The sequence below is a fragment of the Paenibacillus sp. V4I5 genome (genome assembly GCF_030817255.1).
Taxonomy (GTDB): Bacteria; Bacillota; Bacilli; order Paenibacillales; family NBRC-103111; genus Paenibacillus_E.
In genome coordinates, this window is the sequence record NZ_JAUSZB010000002.1 from 8054999 (window position 1) to 8078409 (window position 23411).

Genomic DNA, 23411 nt, shown 5'->3' on the forward strand with positions numbered 1-23411 from the left:
AGAAGGGAGTTTTTTTGTTGAAAAAAAGACTATTGTTAACGTGTGCATAGATGTGATATGCTTCAGATAGAGGTGAGGGTATGAGCGTTACCATTAAAGATATTGCCAAGCTTGCAGGTGTGTCTCATACAACGGTTTCCAGAGCGCTGAACAACAGTCCGCTCATTCAGGAGGAGACGAAGGAGCGCATCCGAATCATCGCTGAACAGATGGATTACACGCCTAATTACAGTGCGAAGAGTTTGGTGCTGGATCGTTCGTATAACTTAGGGCTGTTCTTTACCACACTAAGCAAAGGAACTTCCGCCGGCTTCTTCTATGAAGCTATCCGTGGTGTCAACAGTGTCATACAGGATCGTTACCAATTGATCGTTAAAGGGATTGACGATTACACCAGTTTTCACTCGATTACGAAGAAAAGCTTCGACGGTATTGTTGTTGTCAGTCAGAGTGATGACGATCAAGCCATCATTGACCACATCGCTAGTAAGGGTATCCCGCAAGTTGTGCTGAATCGCCCGGTTGAAACTTCAGGCGTGCTGAATGTTCTCTCAGATGAGGAGCAAGGCGCATTTCTGGCAGCCTCTTATTTGATTGAACAGGGACATAAGCGTATTGCTCTTATTGAGGGTCGCAAAGGATTTAAATCCGCGCAGAATCGGAAAGATGGCTTCGAACGAGCCATGATGCATTACCAGATTACCGTTCCACCTGCATATCGCATGCCGGGATTGTACGACCTGGAAAGCGGACATAAGGCCATGCAGCAATTCCTGACGCTGGATGAAACACCATCGGCCGTATTTTGCTGTAATGATGAAATGGCACTTGGGGCGATGAAAGCAATATCGGAAGCCGGGTTGAACGTACCGAACGATATCTCAGTGGTTGGATTCGACGATACGGTATTCGCAGCCTACGTAACCCCCGCACTGACAACCGTTCGCAGACCGATTGAGCAAATTAGCAGAGAAGGCGCTTTGCGACTTCTTGGAAATATAGAAAATAAGCAGCACGAAACGGAACAGTTGCTATTAAAAACAGAGTTGATCGTACGGGAATCCGTGCGATTATTGACACCATAAGGAAAGAGGGAATAGTCGATGAGCATTCTGAGGGAGTTATTAAATGATATTCCGATTCCACAAATGGTAAAGATTCGGCAGAAGTTTGATCGTACCATTCTGGAAAATCCCGAATTGGAATTAGTGAATAAGCTAGCCAGCAGCGGAGTTATGGAAAGCATACATCCTGGTCAGCAGGTTGCTGTTGCTGTGGGAAGCAGGGGGATCGCTAATATCGCAGCCTTCACCAAAACGACCATTGACGCCATTAAAGACAGAGGTGCGTTCCCGTTCATCGTACCTTGTATGGGAAGTCACGGTGGTGCTACAGCCGAAGGACAGACGGAGGTATTGCAGCATTTTGGCATTACGGAAGCCTCGATGGGCGCGCCTATTCGTTCTTCCATGGAAGTCGTGAAGATCGACCAACTGCCTAACGGTTTGCCGGTTTATGTAGATCGCATTGCTTCAGAGGCAGATGCCATCGTCGTTATTAACCGTGTGAAGCCGCATACGGCGTTTCGTGGACGTATTGAGAGCGGGATCATGAAGATGATCGCTATCGGTCTAGGCAAACAAAAAGGCGCTGAAGCTTGTCACCAGCTTGGCTTCAAGTATATGGCGGAGAATGTGCCGGCCATGGCCAATTTGATGATCGAGAAGCTGCCCATCGTGTTCGGCGTCGCGCTTGTAGAAAATGCCTATGATGAGACATGCCAAGTGGAAGTGCTGCCTGCAGCTGAAATTGAAGTGCGGGAGGAGCAACTGCTGATCGAAGCAAAATCGCGTCTACCGAAGATTTTATTCGACGAAATCGATGTTCTTGTCATTGATTATATTGGCAAAAATATTAGCGGCGATGGGATGGATCCCAACGTTACCGGCCGCTACCCAACTCCATACGCGCATGGAGGCCCAGATGTTGCCAAAATGGTTGTACTGGACTTAACACCAGAAACGAAGGGTAACGCCAACGGTGTAGGAACGGCTGATTTCACCACACAAAGACTTGTGGATAAAACGAACTTGGAGTTCACTTACGCGAACGGACTTACTTCAACCGTATGTGCGCCTACTAAGATCGCCACAACGCTGGAGAACGATTTCTACGCGATCAAGGCAGCTGTTAAAACCTGTAACATTCTAGATTACACGACCTGCAAGCTAGTTCGGATTCAAGATACACTTCACCTGGGCGAAATTGAAATTTCCGTGAATTTGTTAGAGGAAGCTCGTCAGCATCCGGATATTGAAATTCTATCAGAACCTTATGAACTTTCATTTGATGCAGAGGGGAATATTAGCAAATGACAGTTGACGCAGTCAGAGATAAGCCATACATTGTCGCGGCGGATATTGGGACAACGAGCACGAAGACGCTCGTGATCGATCGGGATGGTCGAGTTCTAGCTTCGCACTCCATTGAATATCCCCTTTACACACCGGCCGGTGATCGGGCGGAACAAGATCCAGATCAAATCTTCAACGCCGTTGTGCAAGGTATTGGCGCTGTTGTTCGCAAGATTAGTGTCACAGCTGACCAAGTGCTCTGCGTCTCATTCAGCTCAGCCATGCACAGCCTTATTGCTGTTGACGAGCAGACGAAGCCACTGACCGCATGCATCACCTGGGCGGATAATCGCAGTGCGCAGTATGCGGAAGAGCTTAAGCGCAGCGGCCTAGGTCAGCAGATTTACTCGCGGACAGGAACGCCGATTCACCCAATGTCACCGCTTCTCAAATTGATGTGGTTCCGTGATAACGAACCAGAGCTCGTCAAGGAAACTTACAAGTTCATTGGCATCAAGGAGTACGTCTTCGCGAAGCTGTTTGGTCGTTATCTTATTGACCATTCACTAGCCAGTGCAACAGGGCTATTCAATCTGGAGAAGCTCGATTGGGACGAAGAAGCGCTTGGTCAGGCCGGTGTGACGCCGGAGCAGCTTTCTGAGCTGGTGCCTACAACGCACCGCATAGAAGGGCTCAGCGCCGAGTTAGCCTCCGCAATGGGCTTGTCCGAGAACACGCCGTTCATTATCGGCGCGTCCGACGGTGTCCTCGCGAATCTCGGCGTTGGCGCTTTCGAGCCAGGTGTCGTCGCCGTCACCATCGGCACCAGCGGTGCCGTTCGGAGCGTCGTCACCAAGCCGCAAACCGACCCCGAAGGCAAGCTGTTCTGCTATGCGCTAACAGAAAACTTCTGGGTCGTCGGCGGACCGATCAACAACGGTGGTATCGTTTTCCGTTGGGTGAGAGACCAGATCGCTACGGCGGAAGCAGAAGAAGCCCGCCGCCAGGGAATCGATCCCTATGATTATTTGACGGAGCTAGCGTCACAAGTTCCTGCGGGCTCTGATGGTCTGCTGTTCCTGCCGCTGCTTTCCGGCGAACGTGCGCCTTATTGGAACGCCAATGCACGCGGTGTTTACTTCGGGCTTTCACTCAGCCATCAGAAGAAGCATATGATTCGTGCCGCGCTCGAAGGCGTCATGTTCTCGATCCAAGCAGTTAGCGCTTCCTTGGAACGGATTATGGGACCTGCCACTGTGATTCGCGCGTCCGGTGGATTTGCCCGGTCTGATTTTTGGCGCCAGATGATGACGAATATGCTCGGCACATCCGTTACTGTGCCAGATTCGATTGAAAGCTCAGGGATCGGCGCAGCTTTGCTAGGTCTGCTCGCAATGGGGGAAATCGAAGATCTATCTCACGCGCATCAATGGATTCAGGTAGGAATGGCTCACGAGGTGAATGAAAACGATAATCGCATCTATCAACAATTGACAACTATTTATACAAGCGTATATCATCAGTTAAAAGATCAATTCGATGCGATTACCGCCTTTCAACAACAGCACCTACGGGGCCCTCAATTATAAATTAGCTTAGGCTTATTATGAAGGTTTGCCAAGCAAAATGCTGGAGGGGAAGAACAGTGAATTTATTCAATCTTACAGGGAAAACAGCAGTAATTATTGGCGGTAACAGCACACTTGGAGGCTCTATGGCTCTTGCTCTGGCTGGACATGGAGCGAAAGTAGCCATCGTCGGTCGTAATCAAGAGAAAAGTGATCAGGTTCGTCAGAGCATTGAAGCCATTGGCGGGGAAGCTAATACCTTTCAAGCTGATGCAACGAGACGTGAAGATTTGGAGCTTGTTCTCAAAGAAGTAATCGCTTGGTCTGGCGGTGCGGATATTCTAATGAACTGCCCTGGCAAAAATAGTGCCACGCCTTTCTTTGACATTTCCATGGAAGAATGGGATTCTATTATGGAGGTTAATTTGAAAAGTGTCGTGTTAGCCTGCCAAGTGTTTGGGAAATACATGGTTGATCGAGGAGTTGGAGGAAGTATCATTAATATTTCATCCGTTTCGTCAGATCCGCCGCTTTCCCGTGTATTCACTTACTCCGCTTCCAAAGCAGCTGTCAATAACATCACGCAGAATCTAGCCCGTGAATTCGCTCCGAGCCGTGTGCGTGTCAATGCGATTATTCCTGGGTTCTTCCCAGCGGAGCAGAATCGTAAGATTCTGTCGCCTGAACGTGTCGAGTCCATTATGCGTCATACGCCTATGAATCGATTCGGTGAAGCGTCTGAGCTTCAGGGTGCTGCTGTGTTCCTTGCTTCTGAACAAGCTTCTAGCTTTGTAACAGGTTCTGTTTTAAGAGTGGATGGCGGTTTTGGCGCGATGACGATTTAAATATTTATATATCGGAAGGGTGTATGAGAGAGATGACTAAACAACAAATTGGTGTAGTCGGTCTAGCGGTTATGGGTAAAAACTTGGCTTTAAACATCGAGAGCAGAGGATTCACTGTTTCCGTTTTTAACCGTTCTGCCGAAAAAACAAAAGAGCTTCTGCAAGAAGCCCCAGGCAAACAATTAGTAGGTACATACAGCATTGAAGAATTTGTGCAATCACTCGAAGTTCCACGCAAAATTTTGATCATGGTTAAAGCAGGCGGTCCAACTGACGATACCATTAACCAACTTGTTCCTTATTTGGACAAAGGCGATATCCTAATCGATGGAGGCAATGCATTCTTCCCAGATACGCAGCGTCGTAATAAAGAGCTTGCTGAGCAAGGTATTCGCTTCGTTGGAACGGGTGTTTCCGGTGGTGAAGAAGGCGCGCTTAAAGGTCCAGCTATCATGCCCGGCGGACAAGAAGACGCTTATAAACTCGTTGAGCCTATTCTTACTGCGATTTCTGCCAAAGTGGGCGACGATGCTTGCTGTACTTATATCGGACCTGATGGCGCTGGTCACTACGTGAAAATGGTGCATAACGGCATTGAGTATGGTGATATGCAGCTTATTTGCGAAGCCTACCAATTGTTGAAAGATGTTCTGAATGTAAGCGTAGAAGAGCTTCATGAGATCTTCACAGAATGGAACAATGGCGAGCTTGACAGCTACTTGATCGAAATTACACGTGATATTTTCACTAAATATGATGCTGAAACCGGCAAGCCTATGGTTGACGTTATTCTGGATTCCGCTGGTCAAAAAGGTACAGGAAAATGGACCAGTCAAAGTGCTCTGGATCTTGGTGTACCGCTTTCCATTATTACAGAATCCGTATTCTCCCGTTTCATCTCCGCGATGAAGGAAGAACGCGTAGCGGCAAGCAAAGTGCTCAAAGGACCTGATGCTCCAGCCTTTACAGGCGATCGCAAAGCGTTTATCGAGGCTGTTCGCCAAGCGCTTTACGCAAGTAAAATTTGTTCATATGCACAAGGCTTTGCTCAAATGAGAGCAGCTTCCGAGGAATATAACTGGGATCTGAAATATGGCAGCATCGCAATGATCTTCCGTGGCGGCTGTATCATTCGTGCTAGATTCCTGCAAAATATTATGGAAGCCTATGACCGCGATCCTGGACTCAAAAACCTGCTGCTTGATTCCTACTTCAATGGTGTGGTTGATAATTATCAACAATCATGGAGACAGGTAATTGCAGAAGCGGTTACTCGCGGTATTGCTGTTCCGGCTTTCGCATCGGCACTAGCTTACTACGATAGCTACCGTACGGAAAGATTGCCGGCTAACTTGCTGCAAGCGCAGCGCGATTATTTTGGTGCACACACTTTCCAACGTGTGGACAAAGAGGGTTCCTTCCACTTCAATTGGATGGAAAACTAAGAGGATAAGGCCTTAAGCCTCTTCCTGTAAACCGTATGCTGCTTCACGCAGCCACATTTTCAAACGATCGGCCTCTTGATCAAAGCCGTTCCGTCTGTGAATGAGCATCAGAGAGACTTCGGCAAAATAGCGAAAATTTCTTAATAATCGTGGTTGAGTAAGACCTTGCATAAGCGGGTCTTCTTCAGCCACTTTTTTCTTAATAAACTCCAGTATCCACACAACATCCTCTTTGCAAAGCGTATAGCTTGGGTGTAAAATTTGCTCCAGTTTGCCTTTTGTGCGGTTTTGATAGGCAACAGTTGGGTTCAAAGCTCCATCTCTCCTTGTCGGCATATGGTCTCTCTTAAAATCTTAACTGTTTGTGCTGGAATTTATTCACACTACTATATGATTTTTTGGTGGATTGTATTCATGTCGATTTGGCTATGTTATGATGTTGGGAAAGTTTTGTATGAACAGCATATGGGAAAAGGGGATTAACGTGACAGCAAGGAATATTGTACTTGTCGGATTTATGGGGACTGGCAAATCAACCGTTGGAAAGAAGTTGGCAGAGCAGTTAGGATGGTTCTTTCAAGATTCGGACGCGGCTCTGGAAGAAGAGCATCAGACAAGCATTTCTGACTTGTTTCGCATTCATGGTGAATCGCATTTTCGTGCTTTAGAAAGTAAGGCGCTGGAACATATATTAGCTCGTAAAGGCCAAGTTGTGGCTACAGGCGGCGGCGCAGTGCTGGCCGAGTGTAACCGAGCTTGTATGCTGCAGAATGGCTATGTGGTAGCGCTGAAAGCATCACCAGAGATCATCATTCAAAGAGTGAGCAGCGATACCAGTCGTCCTTTGCTGCAGGGGAATTTAGAGGAGCGCGTTCACCTGCTGCTTGAGCAACGTAAGTCTGCCTATAATTTCGCGCATTCGGTTATCGATACAACACAATTAACAACGGACGAAATTACAGCACTTATCATCCAGCAAGCTGAAATCTAGGAGGAGGGGACAAGCTTAGAAGCTTAGTCCTCCCACTCTAGCATGCCGCCTGTCATGTTTTTAAGACCTTTATAGCCTTGAGCCTCCAAGAAGCTAATTGCGCGCCCACTGCGGTTTCCGCTGCGGCAAACGAGAATAAGCTCTTCGACTTGGGGGATTTCGCTGAGGCGATCTGGCAATTGAGCCAGTGGAATATGTTTAGCTCCTGGGATGATACCGGCAGCTACTTCTTCATCTTCGCGGACATCGACAATCGCTAGGTTTTCGCCGCGGTCCAGTCTTTCTTTGATTTCGGATGGTAAAATCGTATCCATTTCGGACCTCCATGCTTGATATGTGGGGAAGAACCCCCATTACAAGTAATGATAGAAACAAACAGTCAAGATGTCAAACCTAGGGTTAATAACAGGAGTTGTGTAGCCATGCTGTACATTGGTTTAGCCGGGATATTAGGCGTCATTGCCCGATTTGGGCTCTCCGCCTTATGGAATCCTACGATGGCTTCCGTTTTTCCTTGGGGAACTTTTTTTTGTAATTTAAGCGGCTGTCTGATACTTGGTTTTATAACGTTTGCCGAAAAGCTTCCCATACCTACTAGACTTCGACTACCTATAACAACTGGCTTTATAGGGTCTTTTACTACGTTCTCTGCGTTCAGCTATGAAACCATGAGCATGTTAAACCATGGGCATATAATCCTTGCCGCTCTTTATGCTTTGGGAAGTTTATGGGGAGGACTCGGTGCTACATGGACGGGTGTTCGTATTGGTGAGTCTTTACGAGGGGGAGTTCGTCGTTCATGATGACATGGTTTTGGCCCATTTGTCTGGTAGGTTTTGGAGGATTCTTTGGTGCAATTTGTCGATTTCAGCTAGGGACCTACATGGCAAACAGGTTCCCAAGTTCTATTCCGTATGGTACACTGACAATAAATCTTTTGGGTTGTTTTTTGCTTGGCCTATTGATGAGATATCACTCATTTGACAATTGGAAACTATTGATAGGCACGGGTTTTATGGGTGCTTTCACCACATTTTCCACATTGAATCTCGAAAGCATTAAGCAGCTCCGCGCTGGTCTGTGGCAAACTTGGATCCTCTATACACTGCTCAGTTATACCGGTGGAATTCTTCTGACTTTCCTCGGATATTACATATAAACACTTACGAAGGAGATATCAACGACATGAAAGCCATCGTGAAACCAACTGCCCATCTACAAGGGGAAATAAACGCTCTCTCATCCAAAAACTACACTACCCGCTATTTGCTAATTGGAGCACTTGCCGACGGGACGAGCACCATCTATTATCCAGCTCATAGTGAAGATAGTGATGCCATGAGACGTTGTGTCCGTGATTTGGGCGCTATTATTGAAGAAGATGATGAGAAAATCGTTATTACGGGTTTTGGTAAGAATCCCAAGCATGTTTCTGAGCTTAATGTAGGCAATGCCGGCGCTGTACTTCGCTTCTTGATGTCTACAGCCGCTTTTTGTCCCGATGTGACATTCGTAAACACGTATCCTGAATCTCTGGGCAAGCGCCCTCATGATGATCTCATTGATACTTTGCAACAAATGGGTGTGGAAGTACAACATTCTAATGGACGTCTGCCGATAACTATTAAAGGGGGACAACCGCGCGGTGGCAAGCTCACTGTTTCCGGTAATGTTAGTTCCCAGTTCCTAAGCTCACTTTTATTTATGACACCTCTTCTTGAAGCGGATAGCGAGATTGAAGTGCTGCACGATTTGAAATCCAAAATCATTGTAGGTCAAACACTGGAAGTTTTAGAACAGGCTGGTATTATTGTGCACGCTAGCGAAGACCTGATGCACTACCGCATTCCAGGTAGACAATCCTATCAAGCCAAAGAATATGTCATTCAAGGGGATTACCCGGGCTCTGCTGCGATTCTAGCAGCTGCGGCTGTAACGAATTCAGATGTACGCGTTCTTCGTCTAGAAGAGAATAGCAAGCAGGGTGAGAAGGCTTGTGTGGATGTCCTGCGAGCAATGGGTGTCAATTTAACTCATGACAATGGTGTTGTCCATGTAAAAGGCAACCAGAAGTTGGTTGCTGGTGAGTTTGATGGTGATCACTTTACAGATGCCGTGCTTGCTATGGTTGCAGCAGCTGTATTCGCAGAAGGTACTTCTCGTTTCTACAATGTCGAAAATTTACGCTATAAAGAGTGTGACCGTATCACCGATTATTTGAACGAGCTGCGTAAAGCCGGTGCTGATGTAGAAGAACGCCAAAGTGAAATTATCGTACATGGTAAACCACAAGGTGTTACAGGCGGGGTCGAAATTAATGCTCATTTCGATCACAGAGTGATTATGGCTTTAACTGTTGTAGGTCTTCGTTCTGAGAAGGGTTTGATTATTCATGATGCCCATCATGTGGCCAAATCCTATCCGCAGTACTTTGACCATTTACGTTCTATTGGTGCTCAAGTTGAACTTGTGAGTGAGACATAGATTCCCAAAACAACGAATGGGTGAGTCAGCATGACGATTATTTGGCAGGGTTTAAAGGTGACGTTCGGTTTCTTCCTCGTTGCTGGACTTGTGTTTGCAAGCAGTGTATTTACTGTATTGCTGTATGCCAAAGCGACTGGTAAAGAACCAGCTCTTTTTGCTTCCAGTCCTGCAGTGTTTGCCGCCACGCCTATAGCATCCGTGAAAGTAACGGAGGTTGCTTCTCCGCCCCCAGCTATCCAGATAAAAAAAACAGCAATGATTGATGCGCCTGTTTTTGCACAACTACCAGAACTGCCAGCAGGTTGTGAAATAACAAGTTTAACGATGCTGCTGCATTATCAGGGTATTACAAAAAGTAAAATGGAACTTGCTGCAGAAATGCCTAAGGATGACACACCAGCTACCCTAAATGCGGATGGTTCAATTGCTTATTGGGGAAATCCGAACACAGGTTTCGTAGGTGATGTCACTAGGAAGCAGAGGGGTTTTGGCATCTATCACTCCGGTCTATTTCCACTGCTGAAATCGTATATACCTCAAGCCATTGACATTACGGGTGAGTCCTTCGAGATGTATGAGCAGCAGATTGCGAATGATATTCCAGTTATTATTTGGACAACGATTGATTTCAACATACCTTACAAATGGGTAACTTGGGATACTCCTATTGGACCAATAAAGACGACATATGCGGAACATGCTGTATTATTGGTAGGATATGATGAGAATAATGTATACTTAAATGATCCATTAAGCGGAAAAAAGCAAGTGCAGGTAAACAAAAATCAGTTTATCGATAGTTGGACCGCAATGGGGAAACAAGGACTCACGTACTTGAAAAAATAGGAGGGAATCACATGACTTTTGAAAATCCGTCAAGAGAGCATATTAAGGAGATCCTAGCGAGTTCTGGCAATATTGCTGTAGTGGGTTTGTCTGATAAACCTGATCGTACATCGTATATGGTTTCCGCGGCTATGCAAAGTAGAGGATACCGGATCATTCCGGTCAATCCGAACGCTACTGAAATACTGGGCGAGAAATGCTACGCTTCTTTATCTGATATTCCTGAACCCGTGGATATCGTCAACGTGTTTCGCCGTGCTGACCAGGTGGTTCCTATCGCTGAAGAAGCTGCTAAAATTAAAGCGAAGGTTTTCTGGCTCCAGCTCGATATTGTGAATGAAGAAGCCGGACGTATTGCTAGCGAAGCTGGGTTAGAAGTCATTATGGACCGCTGTATTAAAGTGGAAGATGCGATTCTAAATCCTCGAAATAACTAATATCACCGCACTTTGGACAAAACTAAAACCGCTTTTCTTTTACCGAACAGGTAAGAGAGAAGCGGTTTTTTGTATGTTAGCAACTAAGCTTTTAATATATCATGGTCGACGTACCGTTCACCATTTAATTCGCTAATCACATTAATTGCGACTTTAGCTCCATCACCAGCAGTAACAATTGTATGCATACTAACTCCAGCTGTAGTACCTGCTGCCCATACACCCTTAAGGTTGGTATTGCCTTGCATATCAGCATCAACGACTGTTTTGATACGTGGTTCTGTTCCGGGCCTCGTTTGAATGCCTGATGCTTCTGCGAGCTCAACGGACAGCCCTGTTGCAAGAATAACATGTTTTCCTTCGTAAGCTCCGTTGTCGGTCGTTACTTGGAAGCCTTCTTCGGTTTTTGACAATTGTTCCGCCTTGCCTTGTACGAATTCAGTCCCGAATTTAGCTGCTTGTTTCTTCCCGATTTCGACTAAATCAGGACCCGCTATCGATTCTACGCCATAATGATTCTCGACCCACGCACGTTTGGTGACACTTTGATTGTTGTCAATGACAAGCGTCTTTTTACCTGCTTTTGCGGTGAATAAGGCTGCACTAGATCCTGTTGGGCCTGCTCCAATAATAATAACGTCGTATATCATTACGGTAACTCCTCCTACAAAGAGAATGGGATACAAAAGGATTATGGCATAGCCGGTAATTCATAGTCAATTTTCTAATGAACATCCCAACGGCTTCCATAAATAAAAAAACAACAAGCGGAGAGAATAAAAGAGGCGCCAAAAAAGGTGCCCAAAAATATGAGAGTCTGAGGAGGATTTACACATGTACAACAATAACAACAGCTTTGGGAATGCTTCCCAAGGTTATCAATCTTCACAAGGTTTTCAGGGGAACAATGCGCAATACCAGGGTTTCCAAAAACAGTATCAACCTATAGGGGCTGTACAATCTTTCTATAATCAATCTAACGCTGGGCAAGCAAACCAAGGACTCACTCAAGGATTCAACCAAGGGAATTCTCAAGTAGCTCAAGCAACTTCTCAAGAGTCTTTCCACACTGCTAATTATCGTGGTAATCAACCAGGCTATGATGCTTACAAACGTAGCGATTCTTCGACGCCAGCTCAACAACAACAATCAGGTTTCCAAAGCGGATTTTCTTCTTATACCCCAGTGAACAACCAATTTGCTACTAATCAATCGCAACAATTTGGTTATGTATCTGCTCAACAACCATTTGTTTCTAGTCAGTTTGTTAGTTCTATACAGTCAAATCAACAACCATTTGGACAATCTTACGTTTCACCAAACGCTTTCCATACAGCGAACTATCGTGGGAATCAACCAGGGCATGATGCGTATAAGCGCAGTGATTCTTCGACACCTTCTCAGCAATCTTTCCAAACTGGCTATGGATCACAACAAAGCATGCAACAAAACAATCCACAACAATCGCTTCAATCCTTTAATTCCGGATTTAACAATCCAAGCATGGGGCAACAATTCGGATCCAATTCCTCGTTTTAATAGGGGAACCCTTTTGAATGAGTTTACGAGCAGGTCGAATGCCGACCTGCTTATTTTGTTTTGACAAACAGGCGAACAAGCTTTACGATTTGATAAGAGAAGGCTTATGCTTACGATGCAGTTTTCTTCGAAAACGCTGAGCTTATGCTTACGATGTCAGTTTTGCTAAAGCAAAACTCTTAGGAGGTAGCATACGTTTGAACTGGATGGGGAACTTACAACAGCTTGGCCGCTCATTAATGCTGCCTACCATTGCGCTTCCTATCGCTGCTGTGTTGCTTCGTCTAGGGGAACTACCTTGGGATGTCATTCACGCATCTAGCTTAGGGGATATGCTGCTGTTGGCTGGGAATACGGTCTTCGATTATATACCAATCATATTCGCAGTTGGTGTAGCGCTAGGCCTTACAGAAAGTGCTGGGATTGCTGGTTTATCAGCCATGCTGGGCTATTTTATGTTCACAAGACTAATTGAACATGAACTGGGGACTCAATTTCAACTGGGTGTACCAGGTGGGATATTTATTGGATTACTGGCTGCTATTATTTATCATCGCTGTAAAGAGATTAAGCTCCCGGAATACATACAATTTTTCGGTGGCCCCCGCATAGTTCCGCTTATTATGGGGCTGTGCACGCTTGTAGTGTCTTATATTATGATCACTATTGGCCCCTATTTAGAAATGGGGATGGGCAAGCTCTCCAACTGGCTGCTTGGATTAGGCGGTGTAGGCGCCTTTGTGTATGGTATCGCGCATCGTCTTCTCGTACCGTCGGGTTTGCATCATATTTTGAATAACTTTTTCTGGTTTCAAGTAGGTGCTTATCAGACGCCAACGGGGCATATGGCTTATGGGGATTTACCTAGGTATTTTGCCGGGGATCCGACAGCAGGGATGTATATGGCCGGATTATATCCCATCATGATGTTTGCCCTCCCAGCAATTGCTTTTGCGATTATTGGGGAAGCGCGGGAAGATTTAAAGCCGAAGATTAAGGCGACATTCTTGACAGCAGCGTTAGCTTCTTTTTTAACAGGCGTCACTGAGCCAATTGAATTTGCCTTTCTCTTCGTTGCTCCGTATTTATTTGTTATTCATGCGATTTTGTCTGGAGCAGCCATGTGGATGGCTTATGAATTAAATATTCATCACGGCTTTTCTTATTCGGCCGGGGCCATCGACTACGTCATTAATTTGCACCTATCGCATAACGGTTTATTGCTCATACCGATCGGTATCGTTTATGGGCTTCTCTACTATTTCATGTTCCGTTGGGCTATACGGCGGTTCCGGATTCCTACCCCAGGTAGAGAAGAAGGTTCCTCACTTGAAGAGTGGGCAGGCGATATTCCATATCGCTCTCCACTTATTTTGCAAGCACTCGGTGGGAAAGACAATATTAAGAAGATTGAAGCCTGTATTACCAGATTGCGTCTTACACTTGTCAATGATCGTCTGATGGACATCACGGCATTACGACACTTAGGAGCAGCAGGCGTCATCCGTCTTGGAGGAGGCAATGTTCAGGTCGTGTTCGGAACATTCTCAGAGCTAATTCGTGAAGAGATTATGAAAGTACTGCGCAAGGATATTCATGTGGTCTTATTTACTTCGCCCATGCAAGGACGCATGATTCCAATTGAAGAAGTGCCTGATCGTATCTTTGCTTCGCGGTTGGTAGGAAACGGCGTTGCTTTTATTCCCGAGAAAGGAGAACTGGTTTCTCCCGTTGCCGGGACCATTATGCACATTTATCCGACTATGCATGCCCTTGGCATCTTGACCGAGGAAGGTCTGGAGGTCCTGCTGCACATTGGCATCGATACGTCTAGCTTGCCGGGTAAATGTTTTAATGCGGTAGTAAAAGAAGGCGATCACGTGGAACCGGGTCAACTACTAGTTAAGTTTAATTACAATAAAGTCAAAAAATTCGCTTCATCGATGGCGACACCGATGATTATTACGAATCCCGATCTTGTTAAATCTTGGAGCTTTGCTCCATTTAAAGCTGTTAAAAAAGGCCAAGGTTCTGTGATGTCGGTTGTCCTAAAGCCTACTAAACAAACGGGGGGGACGAATGGATGATCAGAGGAATAGGAGCGTCTTCAGGGATTGCGATGGGTCAGGCTTTTGTCATACCTACTTGGGAGTGGGATTTCCCTGAGAAAATGATTGATGTCACCGATTTGTCTTATGAATTTGAACGTTTGTATGATGGTATTCGATCTTCCAAAGATGAGCTTGAAATCATTAAGCAAGAGATTAAGGATGTTGTTGGACAAGATCAAGCCTATATTTTTGATGCACATTTGGCCATATTGGAAGATCCCATTTTTATGAACGAGATTCAAGGGATTATTGAGCTGCAGTACAAGGCAGCTGAAGTCGCTGTAAAAGAAGTTATCGATAAATTTGTCGATATGTTTAATCTCATAGACGACGAATATATGAAGGAGCGAGCGCTTGATATTAAAGATGTCGGAAATCGGCTTCTGAAGCACTTGCTCGGCGATACAAGCTCAACGGTACCACCGATCGATCATCCTTACATCTTGGTCGCCAAAGAGCTAACACCGTCTCAATTGGCTCATTTGGACCCGGCTAATGTGCTTGGTCTGCTAACGATTCTCGGAGGCACGCATTCGCACGTATCCATTATGGCAAGAGCAATGTCCGTACCGTATGTGCTGGGTTTGGAAGGGAAGCTTCTGCGACCCATTCAAAATGGCGATTTCCTGATTATTGATGGACAAGAGGGTACCTTATACATCAATCCTGATAAAATAACGATTGAGCGGTATCAAGCGCGTAAAAAGAATTGGCTCGAGTTCAAAGAAAGCTTGCAAGAGATAGCTGACGTTGCACCAGTAACGTTGGACAAGAGCTATGTGAATTTGCATGCCAATATTAATTCCGTGCTGGAGATCGATCAAGTGTTACGTAACGGGGCTTCTGGGGTAGGATTGTTCAGGACGGAATACCTTTACATGGACCGCGATTCGTTACCCAGCGAAGACGAGCAGTATGAAGTTTATCGTCATGCAGCGAGGCAGCTGAAAGGTCGCCCCATCGTCATCCGAACGCTCGATATTGGCGGAGATAAAAAGCTCGATTATTTGCCGCTTGCCAAGGAAGATAATCCATTTCTGGGATATCGGGCGATTCGTATCTCGCTGGACCGTAAAGACTTATTTATGACACAGCTTAGAGCGATTCTAAGGGCCAGCCATTACGGCAACGTGAAAATCATGTATCCTATGGTCACTTCCTTGGATGAGGTGCGTCAGGCTAAAGCTCTGCTTGAGAAGGCTAAGTCGGAATTGCACGCACAAGGCTTACCGTATAATGCAAATATCGAAGTTGGATTAACGATTGAAGTGCCCGCTGCAGCTCTCATCGCGGATGTCCTTGCAAGTGAAGTGAATTTTATGAGTATTGGAACGAACGATCTTGTTCAATATGTATTGGCTGTAGACAGGATGAATGAAAACATTGCGCATTTATATAATCCTTATCATCCGGCAGTTATTAGGCTTCTCAAACATGTGATCGACTCGGCCAAAAGTGTAGGAATTCCCGTCGGCGTTTGTGGAGAAATGGCGGGTGACATCCGGGCACTTCCGATATGGCTGGGATTGGGAATAGAAGAACTAAGTATTTCAGTGCAGACACTGTTACAAGTGAAACACCGTTTATTAAGCAGTGACGCTAAGAAGTGCAAACAGTTAGTTAATGAAATTCTAGTTTGCAAAACAAGTGATGAAATCATAGAACTGCTTGCTCAAACCGAACAAACAGAATCCATCGTAGGAGGAAATTAGCATGGAATTGACAGGAACGAAAGTATTAGCTTTTGTTGATGAAGAATTTGAAGACTTGGAAATGTGGTATCCCGTTTTACGTTTGCGTGAATCCGGGGTCGTTGTGGATATTGTCGGTCCTAAGGCAAAAACCGTGTATCACGGCAAATATGGTGTACCCATTACGACAGACTATGCTTTCGATGAAGTAAAGTCTTCCGATTACATCGGTCTTTATGTTCCGGGAGGATGGGCACCTGATAAACTGCGTCGTTACCCAGATGTGATTCGTCTGACGCAGGAGTTTCACGCGGCAGTTAAACCGATTGCTCAAATCTGTCATGCTGGCTGGGTGCTGATTTCAGCGAAAATCGTAAAGGGGTACACGATGACGTCTACGCCAGGCATTCGAGATGATCTCGAAAATGCGGGAGCAACTTGGTTGGACGAAGAAGTAGTTGTCGATCGTAACATCATTTCCGGGCGTCGTCCACCAGACCTTCCTGCATTTTCCAAGAGATTTGTGGATGAGCTTATTCAATTTAATAAACAACAGGAAAAGTAACATTCTACTACCATAGGTGGCAAAAACTACTACTCTTCATTCGGCAGGAAATCGATTAAAATCGTAGAATATCATAGTACAAGCAACTCATGTACATGCCGCCCGCCAGTGAAGGAGTGTTAGAATGCAAAAGTATTGTAAGTGCGGACGCACGATGAACCTTCGTCTGCGTACGGTTATTTATCAGAACAAAGTCGACATTGAGAATGTACCTATTTACTCATGTGAAGCGTGTGGACGTAGTGAAGTTGTTCCTCATGTTAAACCCGAACTTACCGGTTTAATCGGTAGGCTGGGGAGTAAGCCTGAGAAGCAGCAGCTCTTTTTTCATGAACTTTCGGAAGTTGCTTTCCTGCTGCTGAAGGTAACGGAAAAAGAGCATATGAATGATTCCATGGAAAAGATCGTTGAAGAAAGAATCAATGAACTTTTGGACATCTTATTGCTAGCACAATCGCTAGGTGATGAACCCTGGACCGAGGAGATTCGCAAGCGGTTATCGCAAATCACACAGAGTGCAATATCGACATAAGCAGTGTGTGGCCAATCCTAATGGGGGTTGGCTTTTGTAGTTGATATGAAAGTATATGTTTATACTTTTACTCCGCATCAATCTTGACAACCGCACTCGTCCCTAAGGACGATGGAGTCCTTTATCCTTGCATAATGTGTACATCTTTTGAAAAAACATTGAAATTATTTTCAAAGCATTTTCAATATACATTGCAAGATGGATTAATTTGTCGTATCATAACGATAATATACTAGGATCGCAGAATACTTTTGAAAATGGAGAGAGTAACCGTGACCGTAACCATTTATGATGTAGCAAGAGAAGCAGGAGTTTCGATGGCAACCGTTTCTAGGGTTGTAAACAACAATCCTAACGTTAAGCCACAAACACGTAAGAAGGTTTTTGAAGCCATTGAGCGACTCGGTTATCGCCCTAATGCGGTAGCAAGGGGTTTAGCTAGTAAGAAGACAACGACAGTTGGTGTTGTCATTCCCGATATTTCCAATTCCATTTTTGCTGAAGTAGCACGTGGGATTGAGGATATTGCTAATATGTACCATTACAATATCATTTTGTGTAATGCGGACAAGAAGAAAGAAAAAGAAATTCGTGTTATTAACACCTTGCTTGAAAAGCAGGTTGATGGATTGCTCTTCATGGGTGGTGTAGTAACAGAGGAACATACACAGGCATTCCGAACGTCTTCCGTACCTGTTGTTTTATGCGGCACGAAGGATGAGAACCAAGCCATGGCATCCGTGGATATCGATCACGAGAAAGCTGCTTTCGATGCTGTGAATGTGCTTATTGAAGCCGGTCATCGTGACATTGCAATGATATCCGGAACGCTGCATGATCCAGCGAATGGATTTGCGCGTTATCAAGGGTACAAAAAAGCTTTGGATGAGGCAGGTATTCCACTGCGTGATGAATATGTTCGCATTGGGAACTATCGTTATGAGTCAAGTGTTGACGCTGTGAACTATTTCTTGGAGCTTTCACCAAGACCAACAGCGATCTTCTCCGCTACAGACGAGATGGCGATTGGCGCCATTCATACGATTCAAGATAACGGACTCAGTGTACCGCAAGATATCGCCGTAATTAGCGTGGACAATATCCGCATGGCTTCCATGGTTAGACCTACTTTAACGACAGTAGCACAGCCAATGTATGATATCGGGGCAGTGTCAATGCGTCTTCTAACGAAGCTGATGAATAAAGAGTCAACGGATCATATGCAGGTTATCCTGCCTCACGAAATTATTTACCGCAACTCCGTTACACAAGCTTAATCAAATCTAACCTCTAAACGAGGTCATTCCTTTGAGGATGATCTCGGTAGAGGTTTTCTCATGTCTCTAAGGGAAAGAGGATAATGAAATGACATGGAATAAAATTGCTCTTATCGGAGCGATGAATGAAGAAATAGAACTCCTAGTTTCGCATATGACCGATGTGCGTGAAACGATCAAAGCAGGCATTACGTTTCGTGAAGGTACATATTTTAACAAGCAAGTTGTCGTGTGCCGGACAGGTGTTGGGAAAGTGAATGCGGCTGTGACGACCCAAATTTTAATTGATAGCTTCGGCGTCGAAGCCGTTATTTTTACAGGAGTAGCTGGAGCCTTAGATCCGGAGCTGAATATCGGGGATCTCGTGATATCGAGTGAATGCATGCAGCATGATATGGATGTTACTGCACTTGGGTTTCCTCGTGGCGTTATCCCTTATGAAGCGAAATCCATCTTTGAAGCGGATAGTAAGCTTGTTGAGCTGGCTGTTGCTTCGGGTGAAAAACTGTTTGCAGGCAAAGTTAAAAAGGGGAGAGTACTCTCTGGGGACCAGTTTATTGCAAGCAGGGAAGTTGTTGCCAGCCTGTATGAAGCGCTTGACGGCGTTTGTGTTGAAATGGAAGGGGCATCGGTGGCTCAAGTTTGCTCGATGAATGCCACTCCTTATGTCGTACTGCGATCGATGTCCGATAAAGCAGATGGTTCCGCTCACGTTAACTTTGCCGAGTTTACGGTCCAGGCATCTGAAAATTCGTACAAAATGGTTGAGGATATCGTAAAACATCTCCTCTAAGATAGCTATAAAAAAAGCTCAGAATTTCGCCGAAATGGCGGTTCTGAGCTTTTATTTCTACTTCAAATACATCATGGCGAGTTCCTTCGTTTGTCGGTTCTTCTCGGCAATCGCTAAGCGCCTTGGAATTGGCGCCCAAGCTTCTACAGGGTCCAACCAGGTATCCACCAGCTGGACAGGGCTCTTGCTCTGCCAGGCGTCCAGCCACGCCTGTGGCAGCTGCAGCTGGGGCTGCACCTCCAGCTGATCTATGATCGCTTGCTCGCTCATTACGAGCCAGAGCAGGCTCCAAGCCCGTGGTACGACACGCCAGATGTCGTACCCGCCGCCCCCGAGCGCTACCCACCGCCCTGCGCACCACTTATGCGCAAGGGAGTGGATTAGCTCGGGCATAGCCTTGTACACGCGCATGGAGCAATGGACGTGCGCGAGCGGGTCGAAAGCATGGGCATCGCACCCATGCTGCGAGATAATGACGTCTGGCTGGAAGCGGGCGACCGTCTCGGTGAGCACCTCGCCGAAGCACTCCAGCCATGACTCATCCTCGGTGTAGGGCTCCACCGGCATGTTGATGTTCGTGCCGAACGCGTCGCCTTCGCCGCGTTCGTTCACGGCGCCCGTGCCGGGGAATAAATATTTCCCCGTCTCGTGGATAGAAAGTGTGCATACCTGAGGATCGGCGTAGAAGCCCCACTGCACGCCATCTCCATGATGCACATCTGTGTCGATGTACAACACTTTTGCGCCGTACATCTCTTTTGCGTGCGCAATCGCCGCTGACGCGTCGTTGTAGACGCAGAAACCTGCGCCCTTGCTTTGGAGGGCATGGTGCAATCCGCCGCCCAGGTGAAGGGCGTGCGGAGCCTTACCGGACATCACCAGCTCGACTGCGGTGATGGAGCCGCCTACGACTTTCGCCGTGGTATCATGCATCCCGGCGAAGTAGGGCGTGTCGTCGGTGTCAAGTCCGAAGCGCGTTGCTTCTCGGACCCAAGCCGCCTCCGGCACGGAACAGCTAAGCGCTTTCACTGCTTCAATGTAAGCGGGTGAATGAACCCGCAGCAGTTCGCTGTCTGTCGCGGAGCGAGGAGCCCACAGCGCGCTATCAGGCAGAGCGCCGGCTTTTCGCAGCAGATCCACCGTCATCGTGAGACGATCTTGATTGAACGGGTGGTTTTCATTAAATTTATATTGAATTTCTTGATCATCATAGATAAAGACAGGATTTGCCTTCTTGTTCATATCCCTAATTCCCCCGAATGGACTAACAATTTCGCTTGAAGCCCTAGAAATCCCACGATTACTTAGAAATTAATACATGAAACGCTGCTGAAAACGAATGCGATCAAATTGCTCAACGGAAGAGATTGGCACCTTTTTGCCGATTCTCACCATAAGACAGTTGGCTGGATGTGAGCATATTTCTGGATCGTCCGTAGCGAACCAGATCATGTCGATGCTTTTCATGAGCTTCTCCATCATTTGACGGTATTCCCAGACCGTTAATTTGCTTGTTTCCAAGTCCCAATGCCAATAATACTCTGTGGTGAAACAGATGATATTCTCCATCTGCTCATCTTCGAAAGCAAGTCGAATCATCTTTTTCCCTAATCCAATGGATCGGTAGTCGTCTGCAACTTCTATGGCGCCCAGTTCAATTAAATCCTGCATATGCCCCTGTGACCAACGCTCAATCTCGTCTGGATAGTGAAAGGTGACATAGCCAACAATGGTGGAGCCGTCTCTTGCTATGATGATACGTCCTTCAGGCAATTGTGCGATTTCGATTAGTGCCTCTAACTGCTCCTTAGGTCTGCGGAACGCATCTAATTTGGTATGCATAACAAGCTCCTGCAAGGTTTCTGCTGAAACAGGACCTTCTATGATAATTTCGGGTTGATCGGGAGCTGCGCGCAAGCTGTGTGAGTGGTATATTTTGATATGCTGCATAACCTTAGCTCTCCTTTTAAAAAAAAGCATGATGAACGTTTCCTTTTCCGTTAGGTCATAGTATTCTTATACCAAACTTTGGTTTGAATTAAAAGACGAATTTTTAACGTAGGCGAATATTTCCTAGTATGATATAATAGAATATGTCAAAAATCGATCACATTTTGCATGAATTAATCAGTAAAATGAAAGCGGTTTACCACGTGAGGAGGGTTTTACGTACATGGATCAAATGAAAGTTGAACTCATTGAAGCTGTATCCACTAATCCTAACATGATCAATTATGAACAAACACATGCGTCATTTGACTGGAAAGACATCGAGAAGAGCTTTTCCTGGTATGAAACAGGTAAAGTTAACATGGCATATGAAGCAATTGATCGTCATGCTGACTCATCCAAAAAGGATAAAATCGCACTTTATTACAGCGATAGTCAGCGAGAAGAAGCAATCACTTATGGACAAATGAAAGCGAAATCTAATCAGTTTGGTAATGTGCTTCGAGGACTTGGCGTTGGTAAAGGAGAGCGCGTCTTTATTTTCATGCCACGCACACCGGAACTTTACTATTCATTACTTGGAACCCTCAAAGTAGGTGCTGTTGTTGGGCCATTATTTGAGGCTTTCATGGAAACAGCAGTTAGAGACCGTTTGGAAGATAGTGAAGCTGTAGCGATTATTACGACACCAAGTTTACTATCGCGCGTTCCTTATAATGAACTGCCACATTTGAAGCACGTTATTCTCGTTGGTGAAAATGTGGAGCTAGCTGAGGGACAAGTTGATTTCTACAAAGAGATGGAAAGCGCTTCAACAGAACTTGACATCGAATGGCTGGATCGTGAGGATGGATTAATTATCCATTATACGTCAGGCTCAACCGGAAAACCGAAGGGTGTCTATCACGTTCAAAATGCAATGATTCAACATTATTATACAGGTAAAATTGTATTGGACCTTCAAGAGGACGATATTTACTGGTGCACTGCGGATCCGGGTTGGGTAACAGGAACCTCCTACGGGATCTTTGCGCCATGGTTGAATGGAGCGACGAATGTGATTCGCGGCGGCCGTTTTAGTCCACAAGATTGGTACAACACATTACAAAAATATAAAGTAACCGTTTGGTATAGCGCGCCAACTGCTTTCCGTATGTTGATGGGAGCCGGTGATGATGTTGTTACTGGGTTTGATCTTTCTTCGCTTCGTCACGTTCTTAGCGTAGGCGAGCCGTTAAATCCCGAAGTTGTACGTTGGGGGCTAAAAGTTTATAACCAACGTATACATGACACTTGGTGGATGACAGAAACAGGTGGACAACTTATCTGTAACTATCCATCCATGACGATTAAGCCTGGTTCAATGGGGCGTCCAATTCCGGGTGTCGAAGCGGCTATTATTGATGATGCAGGGAACATTTTGCCTCCTAATCGGATGGGGAACCTAGCTATCAAAACGCCATGGCCTTCGATGATGCGCAAAATTTGGAATAACCCTTCAAAATACGAAGAATATTTCCGTTTGACAGGTTGGTACGTTTCCGGTGATTCAGCTTATCAGGATGAAGAGGGGTACTTCTGGTTCCAAGGTCGTGTGGATGATGTGATTAACACAGCAGGCGAGCGGGTAGGTCCTTTCGAAGTCGAAAGTAAGCTTGTTGAGCATCCTGCGGTTGCAGAAGCAGGGGTTATTGGTAAGCCTGACCCAATGCGCGGAGAAATTATTAAAGCATTTATCGCCCTGCGTGAAGGTTACACACCATCTGATGAGCTAAAAGCGGAGATTTCCAAATTCGTTAAAGAAGGGCTTTCTGCCCACGCAGCTCCTCGTGAAATTGAATTTAAAGACAAGCTGCCTAAGACTCGCAGTGGTAAAATTATGCGCCGTGTTCTTAAAGCTTGGGAGCTCAATTTGCCAACTGGCGACTTATCGACGATCGAAGACTAAAGGTAATCAAACCTTCCTTGCACCAGATCTAT

At 45.8% G+C, this 23411-nt stretch carries 24 protein-coding genes; 19 read left to right on the forward strand and 5 right to left on the reverse strand.

Going from position 1 to position 23411, the window contains the following annotated elements; all coding sequences use genetic code 11:
* Positions 1 to 80 precede the first annotated feature (80 nt).
* From QFZ78_RS38125 to gndA, 5 genes are read left to right on the forward strand one after another with little or no spacing between them, the layout of a single operon-like run.
* Complete coding sequence (locus QFZ78_RS38125) at positions 81 to 1085, forward strand: LacI family DNA-binding transcriptional regulator (protein ID WP_307555354.1); 1005 nt, start codon at positions 81 to 83, stop codon at positions 1083 to 1085.
* Positions 1086 to 1103: 18 nt separating this feature from the next.
* Positions 1104 to 2375 carry a nickel pincer cofactor-dependent isomerase, group 22 gene (locus tag QFZ78_RS38130; protein ID WP_307555356.1) on the forward strand — a complete coding sequence of 424 codons (1272 nt, stop codon included), beginning with the start codon at positions 1104 to 1106 and terminating at the stop codon, positions 2373 to 2375.
* Positions 2372 to 3943, forward strand: a complete 1572-nt coding sequence (gene gntK / locus QFZ78_RS38135) for a gluconokinase (RefSeq protein ID WP_307555358.1) — start codon at positions 2372 to 2374, stop codon at positions 3941 to 3943. The genes QFZ78_RS38130 and gntK overlap by 4 nt, the downstream gene beginning before the upstream one ends.
* A gap of 56 nt (positions 3944 to 3999) precedes the next feature.
* A complete protein-coding gene (locus QFZ78_RS38140) occupies positions 4000 to 4767 on the forward strand; it encodes an SDR family oxidoreductase (RefSeq protein WP_307555360.1) in 768 nt (255 codons plus the stop codon).
* Between the two features lie 32 nt (positions 4768 to 4799).
* Positions 4800 to 6212: an NADP-dependent phosphogluconate dehydrogenase gene (gene gndA, locus QFZ78_RS38145; protein ID WP_307555362.1), complete on the forward strand. Its 1413-nt coding sequence runs from the start codon at positions 4800 to 4802 to the stop codon at positions 6210 to 6212.
* 12 nt (positions 6213 to 6224) lie between these two features.
* Here the strand turns inward: gndA and QFZ78_RS38150 are convergent, their stop codons facing one another.
* Positions 6225 to 6548 (reverse strand): hypothetical protein, encoded by a 324-nt coding sequence (locus QFZ78_RS38150; protein ID WP_057302951.1) that lies wholly within the window; start codon positions 6546 to 6548, stop codon positions 6225 to 6227.
* 118 nt (positions 6549 to 6666) lie between these two features.
* Here QFZ78_RS38150 and QFZ78_RS38155 point away from each other — a divergent pair, with 118 nt between their 5' ends.
* Positions 6667 to 7203, forward strand: coding sequence for a shikimate kinase (locus tag QFZ78_RS38155; protein WP_307555364.1), 537 nt, complete (start codon positions 6667 to 6669; stop codon positions 7201 to 7203).
* A gap of 23 nt (positions 7204 to 7226) precedes the next feature.
* Here QFZ78_RS38155 and QFZ78_RS38160 read toward each other — a convergent pair whose 3' ends face one another.
* The gene (locus tag QFZ78_RS38160; protein ID WP_171648627.1) at positions 7227 to 7517 is read right to left on the reverse strand and encodes a rhodanese-like domain-containing protein; all 291 of its coding nucleotides are present in this window, start codon (positions 7515 to 7517) and stop codon (positions 7227 to 7229) included.
* 108 nt (positions 7518 to 7625) lie between these two features.
* On the opposite strand from QFZ78_RS38160, the gene crcB (QFZ78_RS38165) reads away from it, so the two are divergent.
* Genes crcB (QFZ78_RS38165) through QFZ78_RS38185 form a run of 5 tightly spaced genes read left to right on the forward strand, consistent with a single transcriptional unit; the run spans position 7626 to position 10973 of the window.
* Positions 7626 to 8006 carry a fluoride efflux transporter CrcB gene (gene crcB / locus QFZ78_RS38165; protein WP_307555366.1) on the forward strand — a complete coding sequence of 127 codons (381 nt, stop codon included), beginning with the start codon at positions 7626 to 7628 and terminating at the stop codon, positions 8004 to 8006.
* On the forward strand, positions 8006 to 8362 hold the full coding sequence (crcB, locus tag QFZ78_RS38170; RefSeq protein ID WP_307556114.1) for a fluoride efflux transporter CrcB: 357 nt from the start codon (positions 8006 to 8008) through the stop codon (positions 8360 to 8362). The genes crcB (QFZ78_RS38165) and crcB (QFZ78_RS38170) overlap by 1 nt, the downstream gene beginning before the upstream one ends.
* A 26-nt stretch (positions 8363 to 8388) precedes the next feature.
* The gene (gene aroA / locus QFZ78_RS38175; protein ID WP_307555368.1) at positions 8389 to 9687 is read left to right on the forward strand and encodes a 3-phosphoshikimate 1-carboxyvinyltransferase; all 1299 of its coding nucleotides are present in this window, start codon (positions 8389 to 8391) and stop codon (positions 9685 to 9687) included.
* Between the two features lie 30 nt (positions 9688 to 9717).
* The gene (locus QFZ78_RS38180; RefSeq protein ID WP_307555370.1) at positions 9718 to 10536 is read left to right on the forward strand and encodes a C39 family peptidase; all 819 of its coding nucleotides are present in this window, start codon (positions 9718 to 9720) and stop codon (positions 10534 to 10536) included.
* An 11-nt stretch (positions 10537 to 10547) separates the two neighbouring features.
* Positions 10548 to 10973: a CoA-binding protein gene (locus tag QFZ78_RS38185; protein WP_307555371.1), complete on the forward strand. Its 426-nt coding sequence runs from the start codon at positions 10548 to 10550 to the stop codon at positions 10971 to 10973.
* 83 nt (positions 10974 to 11056) lie between these two features.
* Here QFZ78_RS38185 and QFZ78_RS38190 read toward each other — a convergent pair whose 3' ends face one another.
* Entirely contained in the window at positions 11057 to 11620 is a 564-nt protein-coding gene (locus QFZ78_RS38190) for an NAD(P)/FAD-dependent oxidoreductase (RefSeq protein ID WP_307556115.1), read from the reverse strand.
* 187 nt (positions 11621 to 11807) lie between these two features.
* Here QFZ78_RS38190 and QFZ78_RS38195 point away from each other — a divergent pair, with 187 nt between their 5' ends.
* The 7 genes from QFZ78_RS38195 to QFZ78_RS38225 all read left to right on the forward strand — a co-directional run bounded on the left by QFZ78_RS38195 (position 11808) and on the right by QFZ78_RS38225 (position 19481).
* Positions 11808 to 12512 carry a hypothetical protein gene (locus QFZ78_RS38195; RefSeq protein ID WP_307555373.1) on the forward strand — a complete coding sequence of 235 codons (705 nt, stop codon included), beginning with the start codon at positions 11808 to 11810 and terminating at the stop codon, positions 12510 to 12512.
* Between the two features lie 197 nt (positions 12513 to 12709).
* The gene (locus tag QFZ78_RS38200) at positions 12710 to 14599 is read left to right on the forward strand and encodes a glucose PTS transporter subunit IIA (RefSeq protein WP_307555375.1); all 1890 of its coding nucleotides are present in this window, start codon (positions 12710 to 12712) and stop codon (positions 14597 to 14599) included.
* Positions 14596 to 16335 (forward strand): phosphoenolpyruvate--protein phosphotransferase, encoded by a 1740-nt coding sequence (gene ptsP / locus QFZ78_RS38205; protein ID WP_307555377.1) that lies wholly within the window; start codon positions 14596 to 14598, stop codon positions 16333 to 16335. Before QFZ78_RS38200 ends, ptsP begins: the two co-directional genes overlap by 4 nt.
* Position 16336: 1 nt before the next feature.
* A complete protein-coding gene (locus QFZ78_RS38210) occupies positions 16337 to 16879 on the forward strand; it encodes a type 1 glutamine amidotransferase domain-containing protein (RefSeq protein WP_307443884.1) in 543 nt (180 codons plus the stop codon).
* A 124-nt stretch (positions 16880 to 17003) separates the two neighbouring features.
* Positions 17004 to 17411, forward strand: coding sequence for a hypothetical protein (locus QFZ78_RS38215; RefSeq protein ID WP_029195585.1), 408 nt, complete (start codon positions 17004 to 17006; stop codon positions 17409 to 17411).
* 272 nt (positions 17412 to 17683) lie between these two features.
* On the forward strand, positions 17684 to 18688 hold the full coding sequence (gene ccpA, locus QFZ78_RS38220) for a catabolite control protein A (RefSeq protein ID WP_307555379.1): 1005 nt from the start codon (positions 17684 to 17686) through the stop codon (positions 18686 to 18688).
* An 88-nt stretch (positions 18689 to 18776) separates the two neighbouring features.
* Positions 18777 to 19481: a 5'-methylthioadenosine/adenosylhomocysteine nucleosidase gene (locus QFZ78_RS38225; protein WP_307555381.1), complete on the forward strand. Its 705-nt coding sequence runs from the start codon at positions 18777 to 18779 to the stop codon at positions 19479 to 19481.
* 57 nt (positions 19482 to 19538) lie between these two features.
* On the opposite strand, the gene QFZ78_RS38230 is transcribed toward QFZ78_RS38225, so the two are convergent.
* Positions 19539 to 20723, reverse strand: coding sequence for an acetoin utilization protein AcuC (locus QFZ78_RS38230; protein WP_307555384.1), 1185 nt, complete (start codon positions 20721 to 20723; stop codon positions 19539 to 19541).
* Between the two features lie 69 nt (positions 20724 to 20792).
* A complete protein-coding gene (locus tag QFZ78_RS38235) occupies positions 20793 to 21431 on the reverse strand; it encodes a GNAT family N-acetyltransferase (RefSeq protein ID WP_307555386.1) in 639 nt (212 codons plus the stop codon).
* A gap of 223 nt (positions 21432 to 21654) precedes the next feature.
* On the opposite strand from QFZ78_RS38235, the gene acsA reads away from it, so the two are divergent.
* Complete coding sequence (gene acsA / locus QFZ78_RS38240; RefSeq protein ID WP_307555388.1) at positions 21655 to 23379, forward strand: acetate--CoA ligase; 1725 nt, start codon at positions 21655 to 21657, stop codon at positions 23377 to 23379.
* Positions 23380 to 23411: the final 32 nt, after the last annotated feature.

What these genes read in the sequence shown, in the direction of transcription:
- QFZ78_RS38150 (WP_057302951.1), bottom strand. Translation starts at nt 6,548, where the DNA reads ATGCCGACAAGGAGAGATGGAGCTTTGAACCCAACTGTTGCCTATCAA.
- QFZ78_RS38235 (WP_307555386.1), bottom strand. Translation starts at nt 21,431, where the DNA reads ATGCAGCATATCAAAATATACCACTCACACAGCTTGCGCGCAGCTCCC.
- QFZ78_RS38225 (WP_307555381.1), top strand. Translation starts at nt 18,777, where the DNA reads ATGACATGGAATAAAATTGCTCTTATCGGAGCGATGAATGAAGAAATA.
- acsA (WP_307555388.1), top strand. Translation starts at nt 21,655, where the DNA reads ATGGATCAAATGAAAGTTGAACTCATTGAAGCTGTATCCACTAATCCT.
- QFZ78_RS38160 (WP_171648627.1), bottom strand. Translation starts at nt 7,517, where the DNA reads ATGGATACGATTTTACCATCCGAAATCAAAGAAAGACTGGACCGCGGC.
- QFZ78_RS38125 (WP_307555354.1), top strand. Translation starts at nt 81, where the DNA reads ATGAGCGTTACCATTAAAGATATTGCCAAGCTTGCAGGTGTGTCTCAT.
- gndA (WP_307555362.1), top strand. Translation starts at nt 4,800, where the DNA reads ATGACTAAACAACAAATTGGTGTAGTCGGTCTAGCGGTTATGGGTAAA.
- QFZ78_RS38230 (WP_307555384.1), bottom strand. Translation starts at nt 20,723, where the DNA reads ATGAACAAGAAGGCAAATCCTGTCTTTATCTATGATGATCAAGAAATT.
- crcB (WP_307555366.1), top strand. Translation starts at nt 7,626, where the DNA reads ATGCTGTACATTGGTTTAGCCGGGATATTAGGCGTCATTGCCCGATTT.
- gntK (WP_307555358.1), top strand. Translation starts at nt 2,372, where the DNA reads ATGACAGTTGACGCAGTCAGAGATAAGCCATACATTGTCGCGGCGGAT.
- ptsP (WP_307555377.1), top strand. Translation starts at nt 14,596, where the DNA reads ATGATCAGAGGAATAGGAGCGTCTTCAGGGATTGCGATGGGTCAGGCT.
- QFZ78_RS38130 (WP_307555356.1), top strand. Translation starts at nt 1,104, where the DNA reads ATGAGCATTCTGAGGGAGTTATTAAATGATATTCCGATTCCACAAATG.
- QFZ78_RS38195 (WP_307555373.1), top strand. Translation starts at nt 11,808, where the DNA reads ATGTACAACAATAACAACAGCTTTGGGAATGCTTCCCAAGGTTATCAA.
- aroA (WP_307555368.1), top strand. Translation starts at nt 8,389, where the DNA reads ATGAAAGCCATCGTGAAACCAACTGCCCATCTACAAGGGGAAATAAAC.
- crcB (WP_307556114.1), top strand. Translation starts at nt 8,006, where the DNA reads ATGACATGGTTTTGGCCCATTTGTCTGGTAGGTTTTGGAGGATTCTTT.
- QFZ78_RS38185 (WP_307555371.1), top strand. Translation starts at nt 10,548, where the DNA reads ATGACTTTTGAAAATCCGTCAAGAGAGCATATTAAGGAGATCCTAGCG.
- QFZ78_RS38155 (WP_307555364.1), top strand. Translation starts at nt 6,667, where the DNA reads ATGAACAGCATATGGGAAAAGGGGATTAACGTGACAGCAAGGAATATT.
- QFZ78_RS38210 (WP_307443884.1), top strand. Translation starts at nt 16,337, where the DNA reads ATGGAATTGACAGGAACGAAAGTATTAGCTTTTGTTGATGAAGAATTT.
- QFZ78_RS38180 (WP_307555370.1), top strand. Translation starts at nt 9,718, where the DNA reads ATGACGATTATTTGGCAGGGTTTAAAGGTGACGTTCGGTTTCTTCCTC.
- QFZ78_RS38215 (WP_029195585.1), top strand. Translation starts at nt 17,004, where the DNA reads ATGCAAAAGTATTGTAAGTGCGGACGCACGATGAACCTTCGTCTGCGT.